Here is a 20269-nt window from a genome sequence, read left to right as displayed (position 1 = left end):
CCATGCAGCAGTATCTCCACCTGATGCGCCATGTTCTCGAACAGGGCACGCTCAAGGCAGACCGCACCGGCACAGGTACGCTCTCGGTGTTCGGCTGGCAGATGCGCTTTGACCTCAGCGCCGGCTTCCCGGCGGTGACGACCAAGAAATTGCATCTGCCGTCGATCATCCACGAGTTGCTTTGGTTCCTGCAGGGTGACACCAACATCCGTTATCTGCGCGAGAACGGCGTCCGCATCTGGGACGAATGGGCGGACGCGAATGGCGATCTCGGCCCGGTCTACGGCCATCAGTGGCGTCACTGGCAAAGCCCGCAGGGAGGCGAAATCGACCAGATCGCAGCGCTCGTGGAGAATCTGAAAAACAAGCCTGATTCGCGCCGCCATCTGGTCAGCGCCTGGAATCCAGCCGACGTCGAGCGCATGGCGCTACCGCCGTGCCACGCCTTCTTCCAGTTCTACGTCGCGCCCGCCGGGCCAACTGACCGCGACCAGCGCGCCAAGCTTTCCTGTCAGCTCTACCAGCGCAGCGCCGACATCTTCCTTGGCGTCCCGTTCAACATCGCCTCGTACGCACTTCTCACCCTGATGCTGGCGCAGGTCTGCGGTTATCAAGCGGGCGACTTTGTGCATACCTTCGGCGACGCGCACCTCTACAGCAATCACGTCGAGCAGGCGCAACTGCAACTGACGCGTGCGACGCGAGCCTTGCCGACGATGCGACTGAATCCTGACATCGACGACATCTTCGCCTTCCGTTTTCAGGACTTCAGCCTCGAAGGCTACGATCCGCATCCGCACATCGCGGCGCCGGTCGCGGTCTAATCCGATGCAGCGTAGCGACTGCTGCTACTGCATGCCGACCGCTGGCATAGCCGCCGACAGCCGCTGCCAGGGGCGCCTTCGGAGAGGCTGGAAATGATCGTACTGATCGCTGCCGTTGCCAGAAACGGCGCCATTGGCAGGCAGCAACAATTACTTTGGCAACTGCCTGAAGACATGAAACACTTTCGCGAAACAACCCGCGACAAGACCGTGATCATGGGCCGAAAGACCTGGGAGTCGCTGCCGGCAGCGTTTCGACCGTTGCCAAGGCGGCACAATATCGTCGTCAGCCGCAATCCGGCTTACCTTGCCAGCGGGGCAACACGGGCCGGCTCGATCGAGGAGGCCATTCGCCTCGCGGGCGACGCCAGCGAGACCTTCGTCATCGGTGGCGCCGACCTCTATCGACAGACTCTGGCGCTGGCCGGTCGGCTCTACTTGACCGAAGTCGCCGCGGACTGTCCGGGAGACAGCTACTTCCCGGACCTTCCGCCTGACGAGTGGCGCGAGATCTCGCGTCGCGCGGGGAAGCCATCTGCCAAGGACTCTTGCCAAGGGCCTGGCAGCGACGAGCAGGCGACCGCAGCGAGTACCCCCGCCTTCGACTTCGTCGTCTACGAACGTCGTTAGGCGATTGCCGGAAACGAACGTACCAGATTGCGTCGGATTTTCGGTCGGCTTCAAGGCGCGACAACAGGCGCATAGTCGAACTACGTACCTGTGTCGTAATACAGAAGACGGGCGAAAAGACAAGCAGGGTGATATGTTCTTTGACAGAAATCGCCTTAACAGTCATCACCTGTCGAGATACGCCAGATCATCGAAGTCATGACCGTAGCCCTTGTTCCGCGGGGGAAAAGTACCAGCTACGTCACCAGACTACGGGTGTCAAGGTCTTGGCGGTTGCCAGACGGTTGGCGACGAGAATAAGATGCACGCCTTGCCTCTCCCAGAAATTCCCGATGACGGACTCATTGCACAGCTATCTTGATGGACCCGAAGGGGCTGGCAAGGTCTTGGCACACGCCAGACTCCTGGCCAGGCTGGCGGGATTATTTCAAGAGATCGCGCCGCCACATCTTTGCCAGGCAAGCAGCGTGGCCAATTACAAGTCGGGGATCGTACTTATCCACGCCAGCAGCGGCGCCGTGGCGACCAAGCTACGCCAGATGGCGCCGACACTGGTCGATGAATTTTTGCAGCGGGGCGTGGAGTGTAGGGGGCTTCAGGTGAAAGTCCAAGCTCGCGCCCGCCCCGCGGCGGCCCGCGCGGCGGAGCAAAAGCCGCTCAGCGCCAGGACCAGCCAGCGCTTGACGGCATTGAGCGACTCGCTGCCGGCGGCGTCGTCTTTGCGCTCTGCGCTCGAACATCTGCTGGCGCACGCCGCTAGAGAGGAATGACCGCCACGCGTTCGAGGATCAGAAGCGCGAATACCAGCAAGGCGACGATCAGCGCGTAGCGAAAAAGACGCCAGGCGAAATGCAGGTAGCGCGCGTCGCGAGTAAACAAAAAGATCAGCACCCCGCTGGCAACGGTAATCACCGTCAGGACCGCCAGCAGACGCAGCAACCACACCTCGTCAGAACGCCGGCAAGGCCAGCCAGCGTGAAAGCGACGGCGGAGCGAGGCCAGCGTCTTCGAAACTGACGTATTCCCAGGCATCCGGAGTGGCCAGCAATTGCCGAGCCAGCGCGTTGTTCAGTGCGTGCCCTGACTTGTGGGCGACAAATGACGCCAAAAGCGGCTGCCCGAGCAGGTACAAATCGCCGATGGCGTCGAGAACCTTGTGCTTCACGAACTCGTCGCTGTAGCGCAGTCCATCGGCATTCAGGACGCGGTACTCATCGAGCACGACGGCGTTTTCCAGCCCGCCTCCTTGCGCCAGGCCGTTCTCGCGCAACCACTCCACCTCCTGCATGAAACCGAAGGTTCGCGCTCGCGCGACTTCGCGAGCGTAGGAGTTGTCGGCGAAATCAATGCACACCGACTGCCCGGTGCGGTCAATCGCTGGATGATTGAAACCAATCGAGAAAGTCAGGCGAAAGCGTCATAAGGCTCGAAACGCGCCCACTTCTCACCGGACTGGTCGCTATCGCGGACTTCAATCGGACGCGTGACGCGAATGAATTTCTTGGCGACCGCTTGCTCTTCGATCCCCGCCGACTGAATCAGGAAGACAAACGGCGACGCCGAACCGTCAAGAATTGGGACTTCGGCGGCATCCAGATCGACAAAGGCGTTGTCGATGCCGAGACCGGCGAATGCCGACATCAGGTGTTCGATGGTGCCCACCTTGGCGCCGTCGACTTCCAGGCAGGAACACATGCGCGTGTCGCCTACGAGCAAGGCCGAGGCCGGCAGATCGACGACCGGATCGAGATCGAGACGTCGAAAAACGATGCCTGTCGCAGGCGCAGCCGGCCGCAGGCTCATATTTACCTTGACGCCCGAATGGAGGCCGACGCCAGCGGCGCGGACCACGGACTTGAGTGTTCGCTGCTTTAGCATGTACTTGAAAAACCGATGGAATCGGCGCATTTTAACACAGTCGGAACTGCCTTGAAACGCGCCGATCCCGGCAGAGGAGTTAGTGCAGGTTTGGCTTCAGTCGGCCTGTTTTCTGAGAAAGGCCGGAATATCCCAACGATCCACACCACTGTTGGCCAAGGCTTCGACGGTCGCGCTACGCCCTTTGCGAAACACCGCTGGCGTCTGGTCAAGGCTCGAATAGTCGACACTCTGCCCGTGCGCGTAACGGCCGTCAGTACCGGTCGCCAGGGTCACCGAGCTGTTGATCACTTCAAAGCTCTGCCTTTTCGCCTGCGCCTGACCCAGGCCGGTGGCCACCACCGTCACGCGAATCTCGTCGTCGATACTTTCGTCATAGACCGCACCGAAGATGATGTGCGCGTCGTCAGCAGCGAAGGCGCGAACCGTGTTCATGACCTCGTTGACTTCCTTCATCTTCAGCGAACGGGTGGCCGTGATATTCACCAGTACGCCCTTGGCCCCCGAGAGGTTGACTCCCTCGAGCAAAGGCGAAGCGACCGCTCTTTCGGCAGCAATCCGCGCCCGGTCGACACCGGCAGCGCTGGCCGAGCCCATCATCGCCATGCCCATTTCGCCCATCACCGTGCGCACATCCTCGAAGTCGACGTTGACCAGTCCCGGGAAATTGATGATTTCGGCAATGCCGCCAACCGCGTTACGCAAGACATTGTCGGCTGCCTTGAAGGCATCGTCCATGGAAACGTCATCGCCGAGAACGTCCATCAAACGGTCATTGAGAATGACAATCAGCGAATCCACGTGCTTCTGCAGTTCGGCGATACCGGCTTCAGCAATTTTCAGCCGCTTTCCTTCGAAGCCGAAGGGCTTGGTCACCACGGCGACGGTGAGGACGCCGAGTTCGCGTGCCACCTCGGCGACGATCGGTGCGGCGCCGGTACCTGTGCCGCCGCCCATGCCTGCGGTAATGAAAACCATGTGAGCACCGGCCAGCGATGCGGCGATGGCCTCGCGCTCTTCCTCGGCAGCACTACGCCCGGCCTCCGGCTTGGCGCCCGCGCCAAGACCGGTCTTGCCCAATTGCAGGCGCTGCACGGCAACGCTGCGGTTGAGCGCCTGCGAGTCGGTATTGGCGGCGATGAAGTCGACGCCATTGACGCCTTCGCGGATCATGTGATCGACAGCATTGCCACCGGCACCGCCGATACCGATGACCTTGATCACCGTATCGCGTTCCCCGCCCAGTTCTTCCTTATCGATGATTTCAAACATTATCGTCTCCTCTGCAAAAAGCTTATTTTTACTGCTGAAAGTTGCTAATGGCCTGACACCGGAGAGCTCGCGGGTCAGAAGTTCTTTTCAAACCACGAGCGCATGCGCCCGAAAACCTGTTTCACGTCTCTCGTTTCACGCACCTTCAAGCCCCGCTTGCGCTGCGTCTGCGCCTCGAGCAGAAGGCCGCAAGCGGTCGCAAAGCGCGGACTCTGGACGACGTCGGCGAGTGCTCCCTGGTACTTTGGGATGCCCAAGCGGACGGGCATGTGAAAAATCTCCTCGCCGAGTTCGATCATGCCCGGCATCACCGAGGCGCCGCCGGTGAGCACGATGCCTGATGACAGCACGTCCTCGAACCCCGAACGGCGAAGCTCGGCCTGGATCAGTTCGAAGAGTTCCTCGACACGCGGCTGGATGACATCCGCCAGGGCGCGACGGGAAAGCTTGCGCGAAGGGCGGTCGTCGACACCGATAACGTCGATCGTATCTTCCGGGTCGGCGAGGTCTGCCAGAGCACAGCCGAAGCGACGCTTGATGTCTTCCGCCTCGCGCGTCGGCGTGCGCAAGGCCATGGCGATGTCGTTGGTCACCTGGTCGCCGGCGATCGGGATTACCGAGGTATGACGGATTGCACCCTGCGTCCAGACCGCCAGATCGGTCGTACCACCGCCGATGTCGATCAGGCAGATGCCGAGATCCTTTTCGTCCTCCGAGAGCACGGCGCAACTCGAAGCCAGCGGCTGCAGCACCAAGTCGTTGACTTCCAGACCACAGCGACGGACGCACTTGATAATGTTCTGAGCCGCCGAGACCGCTCCGGTGACGATGTGCACCTTGACTTCGAGGCGAAACCCGCTCATGCCGATCGGCTCGCGGATGCCATCCTGGTCGTCGATAATGAACTCCTGCGTCAGGATGTGGAGGATTTCCTGATCGGCCGGAATCGGCATCGCACGCGCCGTTTCGATGACCCGCTCGACGTCCATCGGCGTCACTTCACGGTCCTTGATGGCCACCATTCCGTTCGAATTGAAGCTGCGGATGTGGCTGCCGGCGATCCCCGTATAGACGTCGCGCACCTTGCAATCGGCCATCAGTTCGACCTCCTGCAGGACGCGCGAAATGGTCGCCACGGTCTCCTCGATGTTGACCACCACCCCCTTCTTGAGCCCTCGCGACTCCTGCTGGCCCATGCCGATCACGTTCACCCGCCTTCCGGGGTGAGTTCGGCGACCAGCGCCACGATCTTAGAGGTGCCGATGTCGAGACCGACGATCAGATCTTTGCTATCCCTGCTCATTTCTTTCCTTTGACTTCGTGACCCGCAGTGGCCGGAAAGCGCAATGCGAAGCCGTTGGGATACCGCATGTCCACCGCCAACGGCCGCCCGTGGCGGGTTTCCGACAGGGTTGGGTAGTAGTCGACAAAACGCTGCAGACGCATCCGGATCGGCGCCTTCGCCTGCTCGCGACCGAGCTCAACCAACATTCCGTCCTCCAGTGCCAGCGCCCAGGCCAGGCGTGGCGACAAAGCCACTTGTACCGGCTGCTGACCGATCGGCTGCAGGAGCCGGGCAAACTCCTCGTGGCGGCGCAGCATGTCGCCCGCCGACCCGCTTGGCCCGAAGAACCGCGGCAGACGCTGCTCGTCGGGCAAAGAGGCGGGAAAGACTTCGCCGAAGGTATTGACCAACTCGCCGTTCCCCTCGCCCCAGTGCGCAACGGCCTGATGTTCCTCGATACGGACATCGATACGCGCCGGCCATTTCCGCCACACCTCTGCTCGCCGCACCCAGGGCAATTGCTCGAGCGCCAGCCGCAGAGCTTCCAGATTGACGGTGAAGAAACTGCTGGCCAGCAGAGATTCGAGTGACTCCTCCAATTCGCTGCGCTGAACCGACTGCAACTCGTGCATCACCTGCAGCTCGTTGACTGGAATCAGCCGCATCCGCGGCGCACCCCAGATCACTGCCGCAACCAGCAAGGCGGCGCCGGCTGCCAGCAAGAGCAGGTCGGCAAGGGCAGTCATCAATTGCGGTTTGTGCCACATCGCTCATCCCAGGGCAGCTAGTGCAAGGACGCGAAGCACCAGTTCGTCGTAAGAAATTCCGGCCGCGCGCGCCGCCATCGGCACCAGCGAGTGATCGGTCATTCCGGGCGAGGTGTTAACTTCGAGAAAATAGGCCTTGCACGTCCTGTCTGCGGTTGCCGCATCCATCAGGAAGTCGACCCGTCCCCAGCCGCGGCCACCAAGAATGCGGAAGGCATGCAAGGCCTGGGCGCCAAGCGCTCGCTGCAGACTTTCCGGCAGACCGCAAGGACAACGGTAAGCCGTGTCGTCGCGCAGATACTTGGCCTCGTAGTCGTAAAACTCGGTACTCGGCTCTATCTTGATGATCGGCAACGCCTGGTCGCCAAGAATGGCGACCGTGTACTCGCCGCCAAGAATGGCACGTTCGGCGATCACCAGGGAATCGTGCCGCGCCGCTTCGGCGTACGCCGCGGCCAGGTCGCCCGCCTGCTTGACCTTGCTGATGCCGATCGACGAACCCTCGCAGGCCGGCTTGACGAACAAGGGCAAACCCAGCGACGCTTCGACGGCGGAATAATCGCTATCCGCCGCCAACATCACGTAGTCGGGAATCGGCACGCCAGCAGCATGCCAGAGCATTTTGCTGCGCCACTTGTCCATACCGATCGCCGAAGCCATCACGCCACTGCCGGTGTAGGGAATTTCCATCAATTCGAGAACCCCCTGGATCGTCCCGTCTTCACCATAGCGTCCATGCAGGGCAATGAAAGCGCGGTCGAAGGCGGCCAGATCGTCGAGTGGGCGCGTGGCCGGATCGAAAGCCTGCGCATCGACCCCCTGCCGGCACAAGGCTGCGAGCACCCGCGAACCGCTGTTCAAGGAGACTTCGCGCTCCGCCGAACGGCCGCCGAAGAGAACGGCCACTTTACCGAAATCTTGCGCATCCAGGGTCGTCATCCTAGCCACCCACCAGCTTGCCGGCGACGCCGCCGATCGAACCAGCGCCCATGGTCATCACCACGTCGCCGTCGCGGGCGAGGTCGACAATCGCCTGCGGCAGGTTGCCGACCTGGTCAACAAAGACCGGTTCGAGTTTTCCTCCGACACGCAAGGCGCGCGCCAGCGCGCGACCGTCGGCAGCGACAATCGCCTGTTCGCCGGCGGCATAGACCTCGGTCAACAGGAGCGCATCGACGCGGCTCAGTACACTCACAAAATCCTCGAAGCAGTCGCGCGTGCGGGTGTAGCGATGCGGCTGAAAAGCCAGCAGCAGGCGACGACCAGGAAAGGCACCGCGGGCGGCGGCGATCGTTGCCCGCATCTCGACCGGGTGATGACCGTAGTCATCGACCAGGCTGAAGGAACCGCCACCAGGCAGGCCGATCTCGCCGTAACGCTGGAAGCGGCGGTCAACCCCGGTGAAGTCGGTCAGCGCCTTGACAATCGCCTGGTCGGCAATGCCAAGTTCGCTGGCCACCGCAATCGCCGCCAGGGCGTTGAGAACGTTATGCCGGCCCGGCAAGTTGACGGTCACTGGAAAACGGCTGATATTGCCATTGACGCGAACGCAATCGAAGTGCATCTGGCCGTTGTCGGCGACCACATTCTCGGCGTACACGTTGGCTGACGATTCGAAACCGTAGGTGACGATCTGCTTGCTCACCAGGGGCATGATTTCGCGGACATTGGCGTCATCGGCGCAGAGCACGGCAACGCCGTAGAACGGCAGGCGTTGCAGGAAATCGACGAAGGCCTGCTTCAGGCGATTGAAGTCGTGGCCATAGGTTTCCATGTGATCGGCGTCGATATTGGTGACAATCGAAATAACCGGCGAAAGAAACAGGAATGATGCGTCGGACTCGTCGGCTTCGGCCACCAGGAATTCGCCGGAGCCGAGGCGAGCGTTGGCGCCGGCAGCGTTGAGGCGGCCACCGATGACGAAAGTGGGGTCCATGCCGCCCTCGGCCAAAATCGACGCCGTCAGGCTGGTGGTGGTTGTCTTGCCGTGTGTTCCGGCAACGGCGATTCCCTGCTTCAACCGCATCAACTCGGCGAGCATCTGCGCCCGCGGCACGACGGGCACCTTGCGTTGCCGTGCGGCAATAACCTCCGGATTATCCTCCTTCACCGCCGACGACACGACCACCGCGTCGGCGCCAGTGATGTTCTCGGCAGCGTGGCCAAGCACGGTGCGCACGCCGAGTCCGGCCAGGCGCCGGGTGACCGAGTTTTCGGCGAGATCGGAGCCGCTGATTGTGAAACCGAGATTGGCCAGCACTTCGGCAATGCCGCTCATACCGGCGCCGCCGATGCCGACGAAATGAATACTCTTGACTTTATGCTTCACTAAACCAGTTCCTCGCACATCCGTGCAACGTCTGCGGTCGCCGCTGGCTTGGCCAGTTGACGCGCCTTCGCGGCCATTTGCTCGAGCTGAGCAGGGGCGTATTTACACAGCAGGCTGATGGCTTCCGGCGTCAACTCGCTCTGCGGTAGGAGCATGGCAGCGCCAGCCAGCGAAAGAAAGCGGGCGTTGGCCGTCTGGTGGTCGTCGACGGCATGCGGAAACGGTACCAGGACGCTCGCTACGCCGCTTGCTGCCAGCTCGGCAACGGTTAGTGCGCCGGCCCGACAGAGCACCAGGTCAGCCCATTGGTAAGCGGCGGCCATATCTTCGATGAAGGCCGCACAGTTGGCCTGCACTCCGGCGACGCGGTAATTCTCCTGTAGCTGCGCGAGATGTTTTTCGCCGGCCTGATGACGCACTTCGGGCCGCGCCGCAGCGTCGATCAGCGCCAGGCCCTTGGGAACGATTTCGTTAAGCGCCGCGGCACCCAGGCTGCCACCGAGGACCAGCAGATGCAAGGGTGGCTGGCGGCCCGCGAGGCGCACTGCCGGCGCCGGCCCGGCGCTCATTTCCGCACGTAAGGGGTTGCCGACCCAGACTCCCTTCGGCAGGACATCCGGAAAACCGCAGGCCACCCGGTCGGCGAAGCTGGCGAGCACCCTGTTGGCCAGGCCAGCGACGGAGTTCTGCTCGTGAATCACCAGCGGATAGCGCAACAGGGCAGCCATCAAGCCGCCGGGGAAGCTGATGTAACCGCCCATCCCGAGGACGACGTCGGGCTGCACGCGGCGAAGCTCGCGCTGCGCCTGCCAGCACGCCGAGAATAGATGAAAGGGAAGCAGTATCTTGCGCAACAGGCCCTTGCCACGCAGGGCGGCAAAACGGACCTCGGCCATTTCGTAACCACGCGCGGGCACGAGCTTGGCTTCCATGCTCCCCGGTGCGCCCATCCAGACCACTTTCCAGTGGCGGCTGCTGAGCAGGTCGGCCACCGCCAGGCCCGGGAAGACGTGCCCACCCGTACCTCCGGCCATGACCAGCAGGGTCTTGTTGGTCGCCGCAGCATTCACAGCCGGCGCGTTCATAGCTCGACCCCGCGCATCAGCTGACGATTCTCCCAATCGATCCGGAGCAGCACCGCCACCGCCAGGCAATTGGCCAGGATCCCCGAGCCACCAAAGCTCATCAACGGCAGGGTCAGTCCTTTGGTCGGTAGCAGACCGCAGTTGACCCCCATGTTGATGAAGGCTTGAACACCAATCCAGACGCCGATTCCCTGTGCGACCAGCGCCGAATACAGACGCTCGAGGGCGACCGACTGGCGACCGATGGCGAAAGCGCGTTGAACGATTAGCCCGAAGAGAACGATAATCACCAGTACGCCAACGAATCCAAGTTCTTCGGCGATCACCGCGAGCAGGAAGTCGGTATGCGCTTCGGGCAGGTAGAACAGCTTTTCGACGCTGGCCCCGAGGCCGACGCCGAACAACTCGCCACGGCCGAAGGCGATCAGCGAGTGCGACAGTTGATAGCCACGGCCGAAGGCGTCTGCCCAGGGGTCCATGAATCCGAAAATGCGGTCACGACGGTAAGGCGAGAAGATGATCAGCGCCGCAAAAGCTGCGGCCAGGACGATGATCAGGACGACGAACAGGCGCGCCCGCATGCCACCGAGAAAGAGAATGCTGAAAGCAACCGAGATGATCACCACGAAGGCGCCGAAGTCGGGTTCCTTGAGCAGCAGCACGCCAACGGCAACCATGGCGCAAGCCATCGGCAGAAAAGCTTTCTTGAGATTGTGCATGTGCGGCATCTTGCGCACCGTGTAGTCGGCCGCGTAGAGGACGGCGCAAAGTTTCATCAACTCGGAAGGCTGCAGGTTGACGATGCCAAGAGGAAGCCAACGCTGCGCGCCGTTGACCTCGCGGCCCACACCGGGGATCAGTACCAGGGCCAGGAGCAGGCAGCCGCCGACAAAGAGCCACGGGGACCACTGCTGCCAACTGGTCATCGGCACCTGAAAAGCGATGGCGGCGGCGAGTAGCCCGATGATCAGAAAAATGGCATGGCGAACAAGGTAGTAGGCCGGCTGATGGCCCGTGCCGCGGGCAGCTTCGGCGGTCGCCATCGACGCCGAGTAGACCATCACCATGCCGATCAGCAGCAGGATCAAGGTGCCCCACAGGAGCGCCAGGTCGATCTCGGAAGGCAGGCGGCGGGGCGTATCGAAGGTGCTCAACATCAGGCTGCCTCGCCTTCGAGGCCACGAACGGCGTCGGCAAAAGCTGCCGCGCGATGCGCGTAGTTGCGGTACATGTCCATGCTGGCACACGCCGGCGAGAGCAGAACGGCGTCGCCGCGTTGCGCCTGCGCGGCACACCAGTTAACGGCTTCGGGCATATCCAGGCAGCGCCGCAGCGGCACCTGGGAGCCGGCCAGCAGCGCAGCGATTAGCGGCGCATCGCGCCCGATCAGGGCGATCGCACGGGCATGCCGGTCAAGCGCTGGACGGAGCGGCGAAAAGTCCTGCCCTTTGCCATCGCCACCGAGAATGATGGCCAGCTTGCAGCCCAGGCCCTCGATCGCGGCGAGGGTGGCGCCGACGTTGGTTCCCTTGGAGTCGTCGAAATAGCGGACCCCCTTGATCTCCGCAATCCGCTCGACGCGGTGCGCCAGACCCGTAAAGGCGGCCAGGGCTGGCACTACGGCCTGCGGATCGATACCGATCGCCTCGCACAAGGCCAGTGCGGCCAGGGCGTTGGCCGCATTATGACGGCCCACGAGCTGCAGTTCCCGGAGCGCGATCAGTTTCTCCTCACCACGAACCAGGCAGTCATCGGCGATTCCGTATTCACTGGCCTGCGCCGGGGCACCGAGGCCGAAGCTGACGCAACGACGGTCACTGCGTGCGGCCGCCAGGCTGCGCGGATCATCGCGATTGACGACCATCACGCCGCACCCCTGAAAGACACGCAGCTTGGCAGCGCTATAGTCGTCGAGGCCATTGTAGCGGTCGAGGTGGTCTTCGCTGATATTGAGTACGGTCGCCGCATCGGCGGCCAGAGTGTGCGTCGTTTCGAGCTGAAAACTCGACAGCTCGAGGACCCAGACCGCCGGCAAGTCGTCGCCATCGATGGCCGTCATCAAGGCATCAAGAGCCGCCGGGCCGATATTTCCGGCGACGGCGGTACGCCGGCCTGCGGCCCGGCACAGGGCGCCGACCAGGGCGGTGGTGGTCGTCTTGCCATTGCTACCGGTAATGGCAATCAGCGCAGCTTGCGGAGTCAGGCGATGCACCGCCCAGGCAAAGAGCTCGATTTCGGAGACCAGGGGAATGGCGTGCGCAACAGCGTCCTGAAGCAGCAGCTCCTGTACCGGAACGCCAGGGGAAATGGCGATCAGTTCGACACCCGCGAAGGCCGCGGCCGAGAACGGCCCGGCGAAGAGGACCGCTGTGGGCACAGCGGCGCGTAGCGCGTCGGCCTGCGGCGGTGCGCTACGGCTGTCGGCGACACGTACGCGGGCGCCCTGCCGGTGCAGCCAGCGGGCCATCGCCAAGCCGCTTTCGCCAAGGCCGATGACGAGCACCAGTTTCCCCTGAAGTTCCATCTCAGCGCAGCTTCAGGCTGGACAAGCCGATCAACACCAGCATGATGGTGATGATCCAGAAGCGCACGACGACCTGAGTTTCTTTCCAGCCGCCGAGTTCGAAATGGTGATGCAGCGGTGCCATGCGGAAGATCCTTCGGCCGCCGCTCAGCTTGTAGTAAATGACCTGTGCGGCCACCGACAGTGTTTCGGCGACGAAGACGCCGCCCATGATCGCCAGCACGATTTCCTGGCGGACGATGATCGCCACGGAGCCGAGAGCTGCGCCAAGCGCCAGCGCGCCGACGTCGCCCATGAACACTTCAGCGGGGTAGGCGTTGAACCACAGAAAGCCGAGCCCGGCACCGACCATGGCACCGAGAAAAATGGCCAGTTCACCAGCACCCGGAACGTAGGGCAGTAATAGATAGCGTGCATAGACCGAGTTTCCGGCCACGTAGGCAAAGATGGCCAGGGCCGCAGCGATCATTACCGCCGGCATGATCGCCAGCCCGTCGAGGCCATCGGTGAGGTTCACTGCATTGCTGGTGCCGACGACGACCAGGTAGCTGAGAACGATGAAGCCAATGATTCCCAGCGGATAGGCCACCGTTTTGAAGAATGGCACGATCAGCTGCAGCTGTTCCGGACCGCTGGCGCTGAGGCCAAGATAGAGGGCTACCAGCAAACCAAGCGCCGATTGCCAAAAGTACTTCCAGCGTGAAGCCAGCCCGCGCGGGTCGCGGTTGACCACTTTTTGCCAGTCGTCGTACCAGCCTATGCCGGCGAAGCCGACGGTGACGATCAGTACCACCCACACATAGCGATTGCTGAGGTCACTCCAGAGCAGCGTAGTAAAACAGATCGCGACGACGATCAGCGCCCCCCCCCATGGTCGGTGTTCCCGACTTCACGAGGTGGGTCTGCGGACCGTCCTGGCGCACCGCCTGACCAATTTTCTTGGCTGCCAGCCAGCGGATCAGCGACGGCCCGGCCAGGAAGGAAATGATCAACGCCGTCATCGCCGCGAGGACGGCGCGCAGGGTGATGTAGCCGAAAACGTTGAAAGCGCGCACATCCTGCGCCAGCCATTGGGCGAGTAGCAGCAACATCAGCCGCCCTCCGCAATCGCTGGCAAGGCAATGGCGTCGGCCACCCGCTCCATGCGCATGAAGCGCGAGCCCTTGACCAGGACTGTGGTTTCCGGGTTCAGCTCGGCGATCAGGGCGGCGATCAGTCTGTCGAGGTTCTGGTAGTGCTCGCCGCCGCTGCCGAAATTGTGCGCCGCGAGAGCGCTCGCCTCACCGAGGGTGAATAGACGATCGATCCCCTGGCTCTTGGCATAGCCGCCGATTTCGTCGTGAAACTGGCCGCTCATCGCGCCGATCTCGCCCATGTCGCCGAGGACCAGTACGCTGTGCCCGATGGTTGCCGCGAGCACGTCGATGCCGGCGCGGACCGAGTCGGGATTGGCGTTGTAAGTGTCGTCGAGGAGTAGCGCACCGTGCACGGCCAGGCGCCTTTGCAGCCGCCCCTTGAGACCGTGAAAAGCGCTCAGGCCGGCCTGCACCGCGGCCAGCGGAACTCCGGCGGCGAGGCAGGCGGTGGCGGCGGCCAGCGCGTTGCGGGCGTTGTGCTGCCCGGGCAGGGCCAGCACAATCTCGACCTCGTCGCCGGCAGCTGCGACGCTGAGCCGGCTTTCGAGACCGTGCAGATAGAAGCGACCGCGGACGTCTGCTGCCTTTTCGAAGCCGAAAGTCATCATCCGCAGGGCGCGACTCTGACTGCGCCAGAGTTCCGCCCATTGGTCGTCGGCGCAGAACACGGCGATGCCACTCTCGTCAAGTCCCGAATAGATACTGCCTTTTTCGGCGGCGATCGCTTCGAGCGAGCCCATTCCCTCGAGATGCGCACGCTGCGCGTTGGTCACCACGGCGACGCTGGGGTGCGCAATTCCCGCCAGATAGGCAATCTCACCAGGATGATTCATGCCCATCTCGATGACTGCCGCACGATGGCCGGCCTGCAGCCGCAGCAAGGTCAGGGGCAAGCCGATGTCGTTGTTGTAGTTGCCCTGGGTGACCAGCAGCGCATCGCCGTAGGCGACTTTCAGGATGCTGGCGATCATTTCCTTGGTCGTCGTCTTGCCATTGCTGCCGGTGACGGCAATCAACGGCAGGGTGAAACGGCCGCGCCAATCCGCGGCCAGGGCGCCAAGTGACAAGCGTGTTTCAGCCACCTTAACCAAGGGCAGAGCGAGCTCCTGCAGCCCATCGACGGCATCGGCGGCGACCACTGCGGCGACCGCGCCGCGGGCCTTGGCGGCGGCCAGGTAGTGGTGACCGTCGAAATTGTCGCCGCGCAAGGCAAGAAAGAGCTCGCCGGCTGCGCTGCTTCGGCTGTCGGTCGACAGCCCGCAGAACTGGACATTCTCGCCAAGGAGTTGGCCGTCGGTTGCGCGCGCAACGGCCAGGAGATCCATCATCACGCTCATTCGGCCATCTCCTGACGAGCAGTGAGTGCGGCACGCGCTTGCAGGGCGTCGGAAAACGGCCGCCGCAGACCACAGATCTCCTGATACGACTCGTGCCCCTTGCCGGCAATCAACACCACATCCGCGGGGTGCGCGGCAAGGAGGGTGCGCTCGATCGCCTCGCCGCGATCGACAACGACTTCGGCAGCCGGTGCCGCGACGCGAATCTCGTTGATAATCGTCTGCGCATCTTCGCCACGCGGGTTGTCACTGGTCAACACGACATGATCGGCGCGCGCTGTGGCGATCGCTCCCATCAGCGGTCGCTTGCCGCGGTCGCGATCGCCACCGCAGCCAAAAATGACGATCAGGCGGGCACCACGAGCTGTCGCCACCGCCCGCAAGGCGCCCAGTGCGCTGTCCAGGGCATCGGGGGTGTGGGCGTAATCGACGACCACCAGCGGTTCGTTGCGGCCGCCGATCTTCTCCAGACGACCGGCTGGCGAGGGCAACTGCGCGAAGCGTTCGGCGACGGCCTTCGGCGTCAAGCCGGCATCGATCAGGACAGCGGCAACAGCGAGGAGATTGGAGACGTTGTAGCGACCGAGCAGGCCGGTTTCGACCATCGCGCGCCCGTTCGGAGCACAGAGCCGGAAGCGCAAACCGTCGATGCTTTCCTCGATCTCTTCGGCACGAATCGTTCCCTGTCGACCGTCGGGGCTGTCCTGCTGGGTGTAAGCGACCACTTTGGTGGCCGAACTGAGCGCCGCCAGCCGGCGCCCGAAAGGGTCGTCGAGATTGCACACCGCCAGGCGCAGCCTGGGCCAGGTAAAGAGTGCTGCCTTGGCCTGTGCGTAAGCCTCGAAACTGCCGTGATAGTCGAGATGATCGCGCGTCAGATTGGTGAATACGGCGATATCGACGCGGGCGCCGTCGAGGCGACCTTCGGCAATGCCGATCGAACTGGCTTCCAGCGCGCAGGCCTGAGCCTGGTCGTCGGCAAAGCGCGCCAGGGAGCGCATCAGGGTCGTCGCTTCGGGTGTCGTGAAGCCGGTATCGAGCAACTGGCCGGGGAAGCCGGCGCCCAAGGTGCCGATGATTGCGCAGCGGCGCGGGTGGCAAGCGGCAAGCCATTGCGTCACGGTGGTCTTGCCATTGGTGCCGGTAACCGCGATTAGCGACAGCCGCTCACTCGGCCGCCCGTAAACAGCCTCCGCCAGCGGCCCACACAGTGACCGCAAACCCTGCACCGGCAAATTGGCGACCCGCCAGTCGGCGTTCCAGGCAAAATCGTCCGTAGCCGCACCCGCCTCCCAGAGGACAGCGCAAGCGCCCGCGGCGATAGCCGCGGCAATATGTTTGCGGCCATCGGCCAGGTCGCCAGGATAGGCGAGAAAGAGATCGCCAGCACTGACCTGGCGGCTGTCGTCGCTGGCGCCGCTGGGCAGCACGCCAAGCGCCGCCAACTGCGCCAGCATAGCGCGGGCGGTCGTGTCGGCCGTCACAAGGGCATCCGTCCGGCTCACAACCTGGCCTTGGTCGCTGGCTTGCCGCTCTGCGCAACCTCCAGCGGCGCATCCGGTGCGATGCCGAGGGTCCGCAAGGTACCGGCCATCACCGCCGCAAAAACCGGCGCCGCCACTTCGCCACCATAGTATTTGCCGCGCGGCTCGTCGATCATCACGGCAACGACCAGCCGCGGATCCGAGGCCGGCGCAAACCCGACGAAGGACGCGACGTATTTCTTGGTTGTGTAGCGACCGCCTTCAAGCTTGCGCGCGGTACCGGTTTTGCCGGCCACACGATAACCCGGGATCTGCGCCCTGGGAGCCGTTCCGCCGGGCCGCACAGCCATTTCGAGCATGGCGCGCACCTCCCGCGCCGTCTGCGGGCTGAATACTTGCTCGCCACGCGGCCGCGCGGAAGCAACGCGGGTGAGCGAGAGCGGCGCCAGATCGCCATCACGCGCAAAAACCGTATAGGCGCGCGCCAACTGAATCAGGGATACCGAAATGCCATGGCCGAAGGACATCGTCGCCTGCTCGATGGGCCGCCAGGTCTTCCAGGGACGCAGTCGACCGCTGACCTCGCCCGGAAAACCGAGACTCGGCACCTGCCCGAAACCGACGCTGTCAAACATATCCCACATCGTTTTCGCCGGAAGCATGGCCGCGATTTTGGACGCTCCGACGTTCGACGACTTCTGGATGACCTCGGCAACGCTCAGCACGCCGTAGCGATGAGTATCGGAAATCGTCGCACCGCCGATGCGCAGACGACCAGGCGCGCAGTTGATCGGCGTGTCGAAGCGGACTTTCCCAGTCTCCATTGCCAGGGCAATGGTAAATGGCTTCAGGGTCGAACCGGGCTCGAAGGTATCGGTCAAGGCACGGTTGCGCAACTGGGCGCCGGAAAGACTCGTACGATTGTTCGGGTTATAGGTCGGCCAGTTCGCCAGGGCCAGGATTTCACCGGTCCTGGCGTCGAGGACAACGGCACCGCCAGCTTTTGCCTTGCTGTCGGCAATGGCCTGCTTGAGCTGACTATAAACCAGGTACTGTACCTTGGAATCCAGGGCCAGGTTGATATCTTCGCCGTCCTGCGGCGGCTTGATAGAGCCGACGTCTTCCACGATCTGGCCGCGCCGGTCCTTGATCACGCTACGGCTGCCCGGCGTGCCCAACAATTTCCCATGGAAGGCCAGCTCGGCGCCTTCGAGTCCCTTGTCGTCGACCCCGGTGAAACCGACCATGTGCGCGGTCATCTCGCCAGTCGGGTAGAAGCGGCGATACTCCTGGTCCTGACCGATGCCAGGCAGCTTGAGCGCAGCCACCTGCGCAGCCACCGGCGGTGGAATCTGGCGGCGAAGGAAGACGAAGGGCTTATCAGTCGTCAGCTTGCGGGTCAGCGCCTGCGCGTCGGTCTCCAGCAGCGCGGCCAGTTGCTGCGTCTGCTCGGCGCTTAACTGTACCGCCGGCGGGACTGCCCAGATCGACCGCATCGGCGTCGAAATGGCCAGCACGTCGCCATGGCGGTCGGCAATGCGTCCGCGTGAGGCGGTGATTTCGATGTCACGCCGGTAGCGTGACTCGCCCTTCTCCTGCAAGAAATCGGTGTCGAGTATTTGCAGGTAGAACGCACGGCCGATCAGAACGACAAAGGAAAAGAGAATCAGCAAAGCCATCAGCCGCGACCGCCAGGCGGGCAGGCGCAGCTCCAGCAAAGGGCTCTCGGCGAATTTGTGGGACACTTTTGCCTTGAAGCGCATCATCGCGACGCGCCTCCAATCGGTGCCGTGGGAAGCAGAGTCTCGGCGTCAGGGGTGCGCATACCGAGCTTCTCGACGGCGATTTTCTCGATTCGCGGCGCCGTTCCCCAGGTCGACAGTTCAAGTTGCAACTGCCCCAACTCGACCTCGAGCTGGCGTGTACGCTCGTGCTGGACGTCAAGCTCCTGAAAGAGCTGCCGCGCCTTGTGTTGCGAAGTCACCACGCCCAGGCTACAGAGCATCACCACCAGGAGGAGAAGCAGATTCAGGCGCACCATTTCAAGCCGCCTTCCGGGCGAGCTTTTCGGCGACGCGCATGACGGCGCTGCGCGCCCTCGGGTTGGCAGCGACCTCTTCTTCGTTGGCCTTGAGCGGCTTGCCGACCAGGCGCAGCTCCGGCTGCGGCAGATCGACCGCACGCAAGGGCAGCTTCGTAGACAGCAGCTGCTCGGGCGCGGCGCCGTCGCGCATGAAGCGTTTGACGATCCGGTCTTCGAGCGAGTGGAAGCTGATCACCACCAGCCGCCCTCCCGGTTTGAGGACTGTCATTGCCTGCGGCAGCACTAGCGTGAGTTGTTCGAGTTCTTGATTGATATGAATCCGTAGAGCTTGAAAGGTACGCGTCGCCGCGTCCTTGCCAGGCTCGCGGGTCCGCACGGCTTCGCGTACAAGGGCTGCGAGCTCGCCCGTGGTTGCAAGCGGCCGCTCTCCCCGAACAGCCACAACCTTCTTTGCAATCTGGACAGCAAACCGTTCTTCCCCATAATTCCTGATAACCTCCGTAATTTCCTGCACGCTGGCCCGCTGCAACCATTGCGCTGCGGTTTCCCCTTGCGTCGTGTCCATCCGCATATCCAGCGCTGCGTCGTAACGGAAGCTGAAACCCCGCTCCCCTTGATCAAGCTGTGGCGACGAGACGCCAATATCGAGAAGCACGCCATCGACGCCTTCCGCGATGTCGATTCCCGCCAGGCGCAAGGCTTCGCTCAACTCGCCGAAGCGCTGGTGCATGACCAGCAGCCTGCGATCCTGAATCTCTCGCGCCGGCAGCACCGCCTCCAGGTCGCGATCGAGAGCCAGCAGGCGACCGTCCGGCCCCAGCCTTTCGAGGATCGCCCGGCTGTGTCCGCCACGACCAAAAGTGCCATCGACATAGGTTCCGGCGGGTTTTATCGCCAGGGCGGCAACCGCCTCCCGCAGCAAGACCGTCTGATGCTGCGCCGACAAGCTCACAGCGCAAGATCCTCAAGCCCCGGCGGCAGACACTGGTCGCTGAGGGCAAAGACCGCTTCCTGCTGTTCCTGCCAGCCGAGGTCGGACCAGATTTCGAAATGACTCCCCTGCCCGACCAGCCAGACCTGTTTTTCGAGCGCCGCGAACTGACGCAACTCGGGAGCGACAAGCAGGCGACCTGCCGCGTCCATCGTTTCTTCGCGCGCATTACCGACCAACAGGCGTTTGATGGCGGCCGATTGCAGATTCATGCTCGACGCAGCCAGAACCTTGTCGCGAATCGGTTCCCAGGCCGGCTCGGGATAGAGGAGCAAGCAACGATGCGGGTGCGCCGTGAGCACCAGACGGCCGTCAGCAGCCGCGGCCAAAGCCTCCCGATGACGTACCGGAATAGCCAGCCTGCCCTTCACATCGAGACTCAACGCCGCCGCACCCTGAAACATCACCCCAACTCTTCCCCTGCAATCTTTCCGAGATCACCGCAATATTTCCCACTTTCTACTACTTGTCCCCACTTTAAGACAAAGCTGGCACGAAAGCAAGGTCTCTTTCAGTGCTTTTCTCAATAGCTACAAGGACTTATAGACGACTTCTGAAGCACATCAAGAGGCGCATTGTTTTTATAAAACAATGGCGCCATTCCTGTAGTTAAAGTGATTTCTCAAGAAGCGCGGCTAAACCGGCCCTGCGCACGCCTTAAGCGCGCTAGACGCGGCCGACTG

At 62.8% G+C, this 20269-nt stretch carries 17 protein-coding genes and 3 pseudogenes; 3 read left to right on the top strand and 17 right to left on the bottom strand.

From position 1 onward, the window contains the following. The first annotated feature begins 2 nt into the window (after positions 1 to 2). From E4Q23_RS00820 to E4Q23_RS00810, 3 genes are all read left to right on the top strand, one after another. Positions 3 to 824 carry a thymidylate synthase gene (locus E4Q23_RS00820; protein WP_169064872.1) on the top strand — a complete coding sequence of 274 codons (822 nt, stop codon included), beginning with the start codon at positions 3 to 5 and terminating at the stop codon, positions 822 to 824. 93 nt (positions 825 to 917) lie between these two features. After that, positions 918 to 1454: a dihydrofolate reductase gene (locus E4Q23_RS00815; RefSeq protein WP_169064871.1), complete on the top strand. Its 537-nt coding sequence runs from the start codon at positions 918 to 920 to the stop codon at positions 1452 to 1454. A gap of 332 nt (positions 1455 to 1786) precedes the next feature. Continuing rightward, positions 1787 to 2224 (top strand): DciA family protein, encoded by a 438-nt coding sequence (locus E4Q23_RS00810; protein ID WP_169064870.1) that lies wholly within the window; start codon positions 1787 to 1789, stop codon positions 2222 to 2224. On the opposite strand, the gene E4Q23_RS00805 is transcribed toward E4Q23_RS00810, so the two are convergent. The 17 genes and pseudogenes from E4Q23_RS00805 to mraZ all read right to left on the bottom strand — a co-directional run bounded on the left by E4Q23_RS00805 (position 2211) and on the right by mraZ (position 19990). Continuing rightward, on the bottom strand, positions 2211 to 2399 hold the full coding sequence (locus E4Q23_RS00805) for a hypothetical protein (RefSeq protein ID WP_169064869.1): 189 nt from the start codon (positions 2397 to 2399) through the stop codon (positions 2211 to 2213). The two genes, E4Q23_RS00810 and E4Q23_RS00805, sit on opposite strands and share 14 nt — an antisense overlap. Before the next feature lie 4 nt (positions 2400 to 2403). Further along, positions 2404 to 3332 (bottom strand): annotated as a pseudogene (lpxC, locus tag E4Q23_RS00800) (UDP-3-O-acyl-N-acetylglucosamine deacetylase). Between the two features lie 96 nt (positions 3333 to 3428). Continuing rightward, positions 3429 to 4604, bottom strand: a complete 1176-nt coding sequence (ftsZ, locus tag E4Q23_RS00795; RefSeq protein ID WP_169064868.1) for a cell division protein FtsZ — start codon at positions 4602 to 4604, stop codon at positions 3429 to 3431. Positions 4605 to 4678: 74 nt separating this feature from the next. Beyond that, positions 4679 to 5907: pseudogene (ftsA, locus tag E4Q23_RS00790) on the bottom strand (cell division protein FtsA). Then, a complete protein-coding gene (locus E4Q23_RS00785; protein WP_169064867.1) occupies positions 5904 to 6656 on the bottom strand; it encodes a cell division protein FtsQ/DivIB in 753 nt (250 codons plus the stop codon). The pseudogene ftsA and the gene E4Q23_RS00785 overlap by 4 nt, the downstream one beginning before the upstream one ends. 3 nt (positions 6657 to 6659) lie before the next feature. Next, a complete protein-coding gene (locus E4Q23_RS00780) occupies positions 6660 to 7595 on the bottom strand; it encodes a D-alanine--D-alanine ligase (protein ID WP_169064866.1) in 936 nt (311 codons plus the stop codon). Between the two features lies 1 nt (position 7596). Next, positions 7597 to 8985 (bottom strand): UDP-N-acetylmuramate--L-alanine ligase, encoded by a 1389-nt coding sequence (gene murC, locus E4Q23_RS00775; protein WP_169064865.1) that lies wholly within the window; start codon positions 8983 to 8985, stop codon positions 7597 to 7599. Continuing rightward, positions 8985 to 10070, bottom strand: a complete 1086-nt coding sequence (gene murG / locus E4Q23_RS00770; protein ID WP_169064864.1) for an undecaprenyldiphospho-muramoylpentapeptide beta-N-acetylglucosaminyltransferase — start codon at positions 10068 to 10070, stop codon at positions 8985 to 8987. The genes murC and murG overlap by 1 nt, the downstream gene beginning before the upstream one ends. Beyond that, positions 10067 to 11227 (bottom strand): putative lipid II flippase FtsW, encoded by a 1161-nt coding sequence (ftsW, locus tag E4Q23_RS00765; protein WP_169064863.1) that lies wholly within the window; start codon positions 11225 to 11227, stop codon positions 10067 to 10069. Before ftsW ends, murG begins: the two co-directional genes overlap by 4 nt. Beyond that, positions 11227 to 12594 (bottom strand): UDP-N-acetylmuramoyl-L-alanine--D-glutamate ligase, encoded by a 1368-nt coding sequence (murD, locus tag E4Q23_RS00760; RefSeq protein ID WP_169064862.1) that lies wholly within the window; start codon positions 12592 to 12594, stop codon positions 11227 to 11229. Before murD ends, ftsW begins: the two co-directional genes overlap by 1 nt. A gap of 1 nt (position 12595) precedes the next feature. Further along, positions 12596 to 13685 (bottom strand): annotated as a pseudogene (gene mraY, locus E4Q23_RS00755) (phospho-N-acetylmuramoyl-pentapeptide-transferase). Beyond that, complete coding sequence (locus E4Q23_RS00750; protein WP_169064897.1) at positions 13685 to 15058, bottom strand: UDP-N-acetylmuramoyl-tripeptide--D-alanyl-D-alanine ligase; 1374 nt, start codon at positions 15056 to 15058, stop codon at positions 13685 to 13687. The pseudogene mraY and the gene E4Q23_RS00750 overlap by 1 nt, the downstream one beginning before the upstream one ends. A gap of 5 nt (positions 15059 to 15063) precedes the next feature. Continuing rightward, on the bottom strand, positions 15064 to 16551 hold the full coding sequence (locus tag E4Q23_RS00745) for a UDP-N-acetylmuramoyl-L-alanyl-D-glutamate--2,6-diaminopimelate ligase (protein ID WP_169064861.1): 1488 nt from the start codon (positions 16549 to 16551) through the stop codon (positions 15064 to 15066). A gap of 17 nt (positions 16552 to 16568) precedes the next feature. Then, on the bottom strand, positions 16569 to 18317 hold the full coding sequence (locus E4Q23_RS00740; RefSeq protein ID WP_169064860.1) for a peptidoglycan D,D-transpeptidase FtsI family protein: 1749 nt from the start codon (positions 18315 to 18317) through the stop codon (positions 16569 to 16571). Then, complete coding sequence (gene ftsL, locus E4Q23_RS00735; RefSeq protein WP_169064859.1) at positions 18314 to 18592, bottom strand: cell division protein FtsL; 279 nt, start codon at positions 18590 to 18592, stop codon at positions 18314 to 18316. The genes E4Q23_RS00740 and ftsL overlap by 4 nt, the downstream gene beginning before the upstream one ends. A 1-nt stretch (position 18593) precedes the next feature. Then, positions 18594 to 19547: a 16S rRNA (cytosine(1402)-N(4))-methyltransferase RsmH gene (rsmH, locus tag E4Q23_RS00730; RefSeq protein ID WP_169064858.1), complete on the bottom strand. Its 954-nt coding sequence runs from the start codon at positions 19545 to 19547 to the stop codon at positions 18594 to 18596. Further along, the gene (gene mraZ, locus E4Q23_RS00725; protein ID WP_169064857.1) at positions 19544 to 19990 is read right to left on the bottom strand and encodes a division/cell wall cluster transcriptional repressor MraZ; all 447 of its coding nucleotides are present in this window, start codon (positions 19988 to 19990) and stop codon (positions 19544 to 19546) included. The genes rsmH and mraZ overlap by 4 nt, the downstream gene beginning before the upstream one ends. Positions 19991 to 20269: the final 279 nt, after the last annotated feature.

The sequence above is a fragment of the Candidatus Accumulibacter phosphatis genome (assembly GCF_012939955.1).
Taxonomy (GTDB): Bacteria; Pseudomonadota; Gammaproteobacteria; order Burkholderiales; family Rhodocyclaceae; genus Accumulibacter; species Accumulibacter delftensis.
Note: the sequence above shows the minus strand (reverse complement) of the source record. Positions and strands in the feature narration are given on the sequence as shown.

What these genes read in the sequence shown, in the direction of transcription:
- E4Q23_RS00820 (WP_169064872.1), top strand. Translation starts at nt 3, where the DNA reads ATGCAGCAGTATCTCCACCTGATGCGCCATGTTCTCGAACAGGGCACG.
- E4Q23_RS00815 (WP_169064871.1), top strand. Translation starts at nt 918, where the DNA reads ATGATCGTACTGATCGCTGCCGTTGCCAGAAACGGCGCCATTGGCAGG.
- E4Q23_RS00810 (WP_169064870.1), top strand. Translation starts at nt 1,787, where the DNA reads ATGACGGACTCATTGCACAGCTATCTTGATGGACCCGAAGGGGCTGGC.
- ftsZ (WP_169064868.1), bottom strand. Translation starts at nt 4,604, where the DNA reads ATGTTTGAAATCATCGATAAGGAAGAACTGGGCGGGGAACGCGATACG.
- E4Q23_RS00785 (WP_169064867.1), bottom strand. Translation starts at nt 6,656, where the DNA reads ATGTGGCACAAACCGCAATTGATGACTGCCCTTGCCGACCTGCTCTTG.
- E4Q23_RS00780 (WP_169064866.1), bottom strand. Translation starts at nt 7,595, where the DNA reads ATGACGACCCTGGATGCGCAAGATTTCGGTAAAGTGGCCGTTCTCTTC.
- murG (WP_169064864.1), bottom strand. Translation starts at nt 10,070, where the DNA reads ATGAACGCGCCGGCTGTGAATGCTGCGGCGACCAACAAGACCCTGCTG.
- ftsW (WP_169064863.1), bottom strand. Translation starts at nt 11,227, where the DNA reads ATGTTGAGCACCTTCGATACGCCCCGCCGCCTGCCTTCCGAGATCGAC.
- murD (WP_169064862.1), bottom strand. Translation starts at nt 12,594, where the DNA reads ATGGAACTTCAGGGGAAACTGGTGCTCGTCATCGGCCTTGGCGAAAGC.
- E4Q23_RS00750 (WP_169064897.1), bottom strand. Translation starts at nt 15,058, where the DNA reads ATGATGGATCTCCTGGCCGTTGCGCGCGCAACCGACGGCCAACTCCTT.
- E4Q23_RS00740 (WP_169064860.1), bottom strand. Translation starts at nt 18,317, where the DNA reads ATGATGCGCTTCAAGGCAAAAGTGTCCCACAAATTCGCCGAGAGCCCT.
- ftsL (WP_169064859.1), bottom strand. Translation starts at nt 18,592, where the DNA reads ATGGTGCGCCTGAATCTGCTTCTCCTCCTGGTGGTGATGCTCTGTAGC.
- mraZ (WP_169064857.1), bottom strand. Translation starts at nt 19,990, where the DNA reads ATGTTTCAGGGTGCGGCGGCGTTGAGTCTCGATGTGAAGGGCAGGCTG.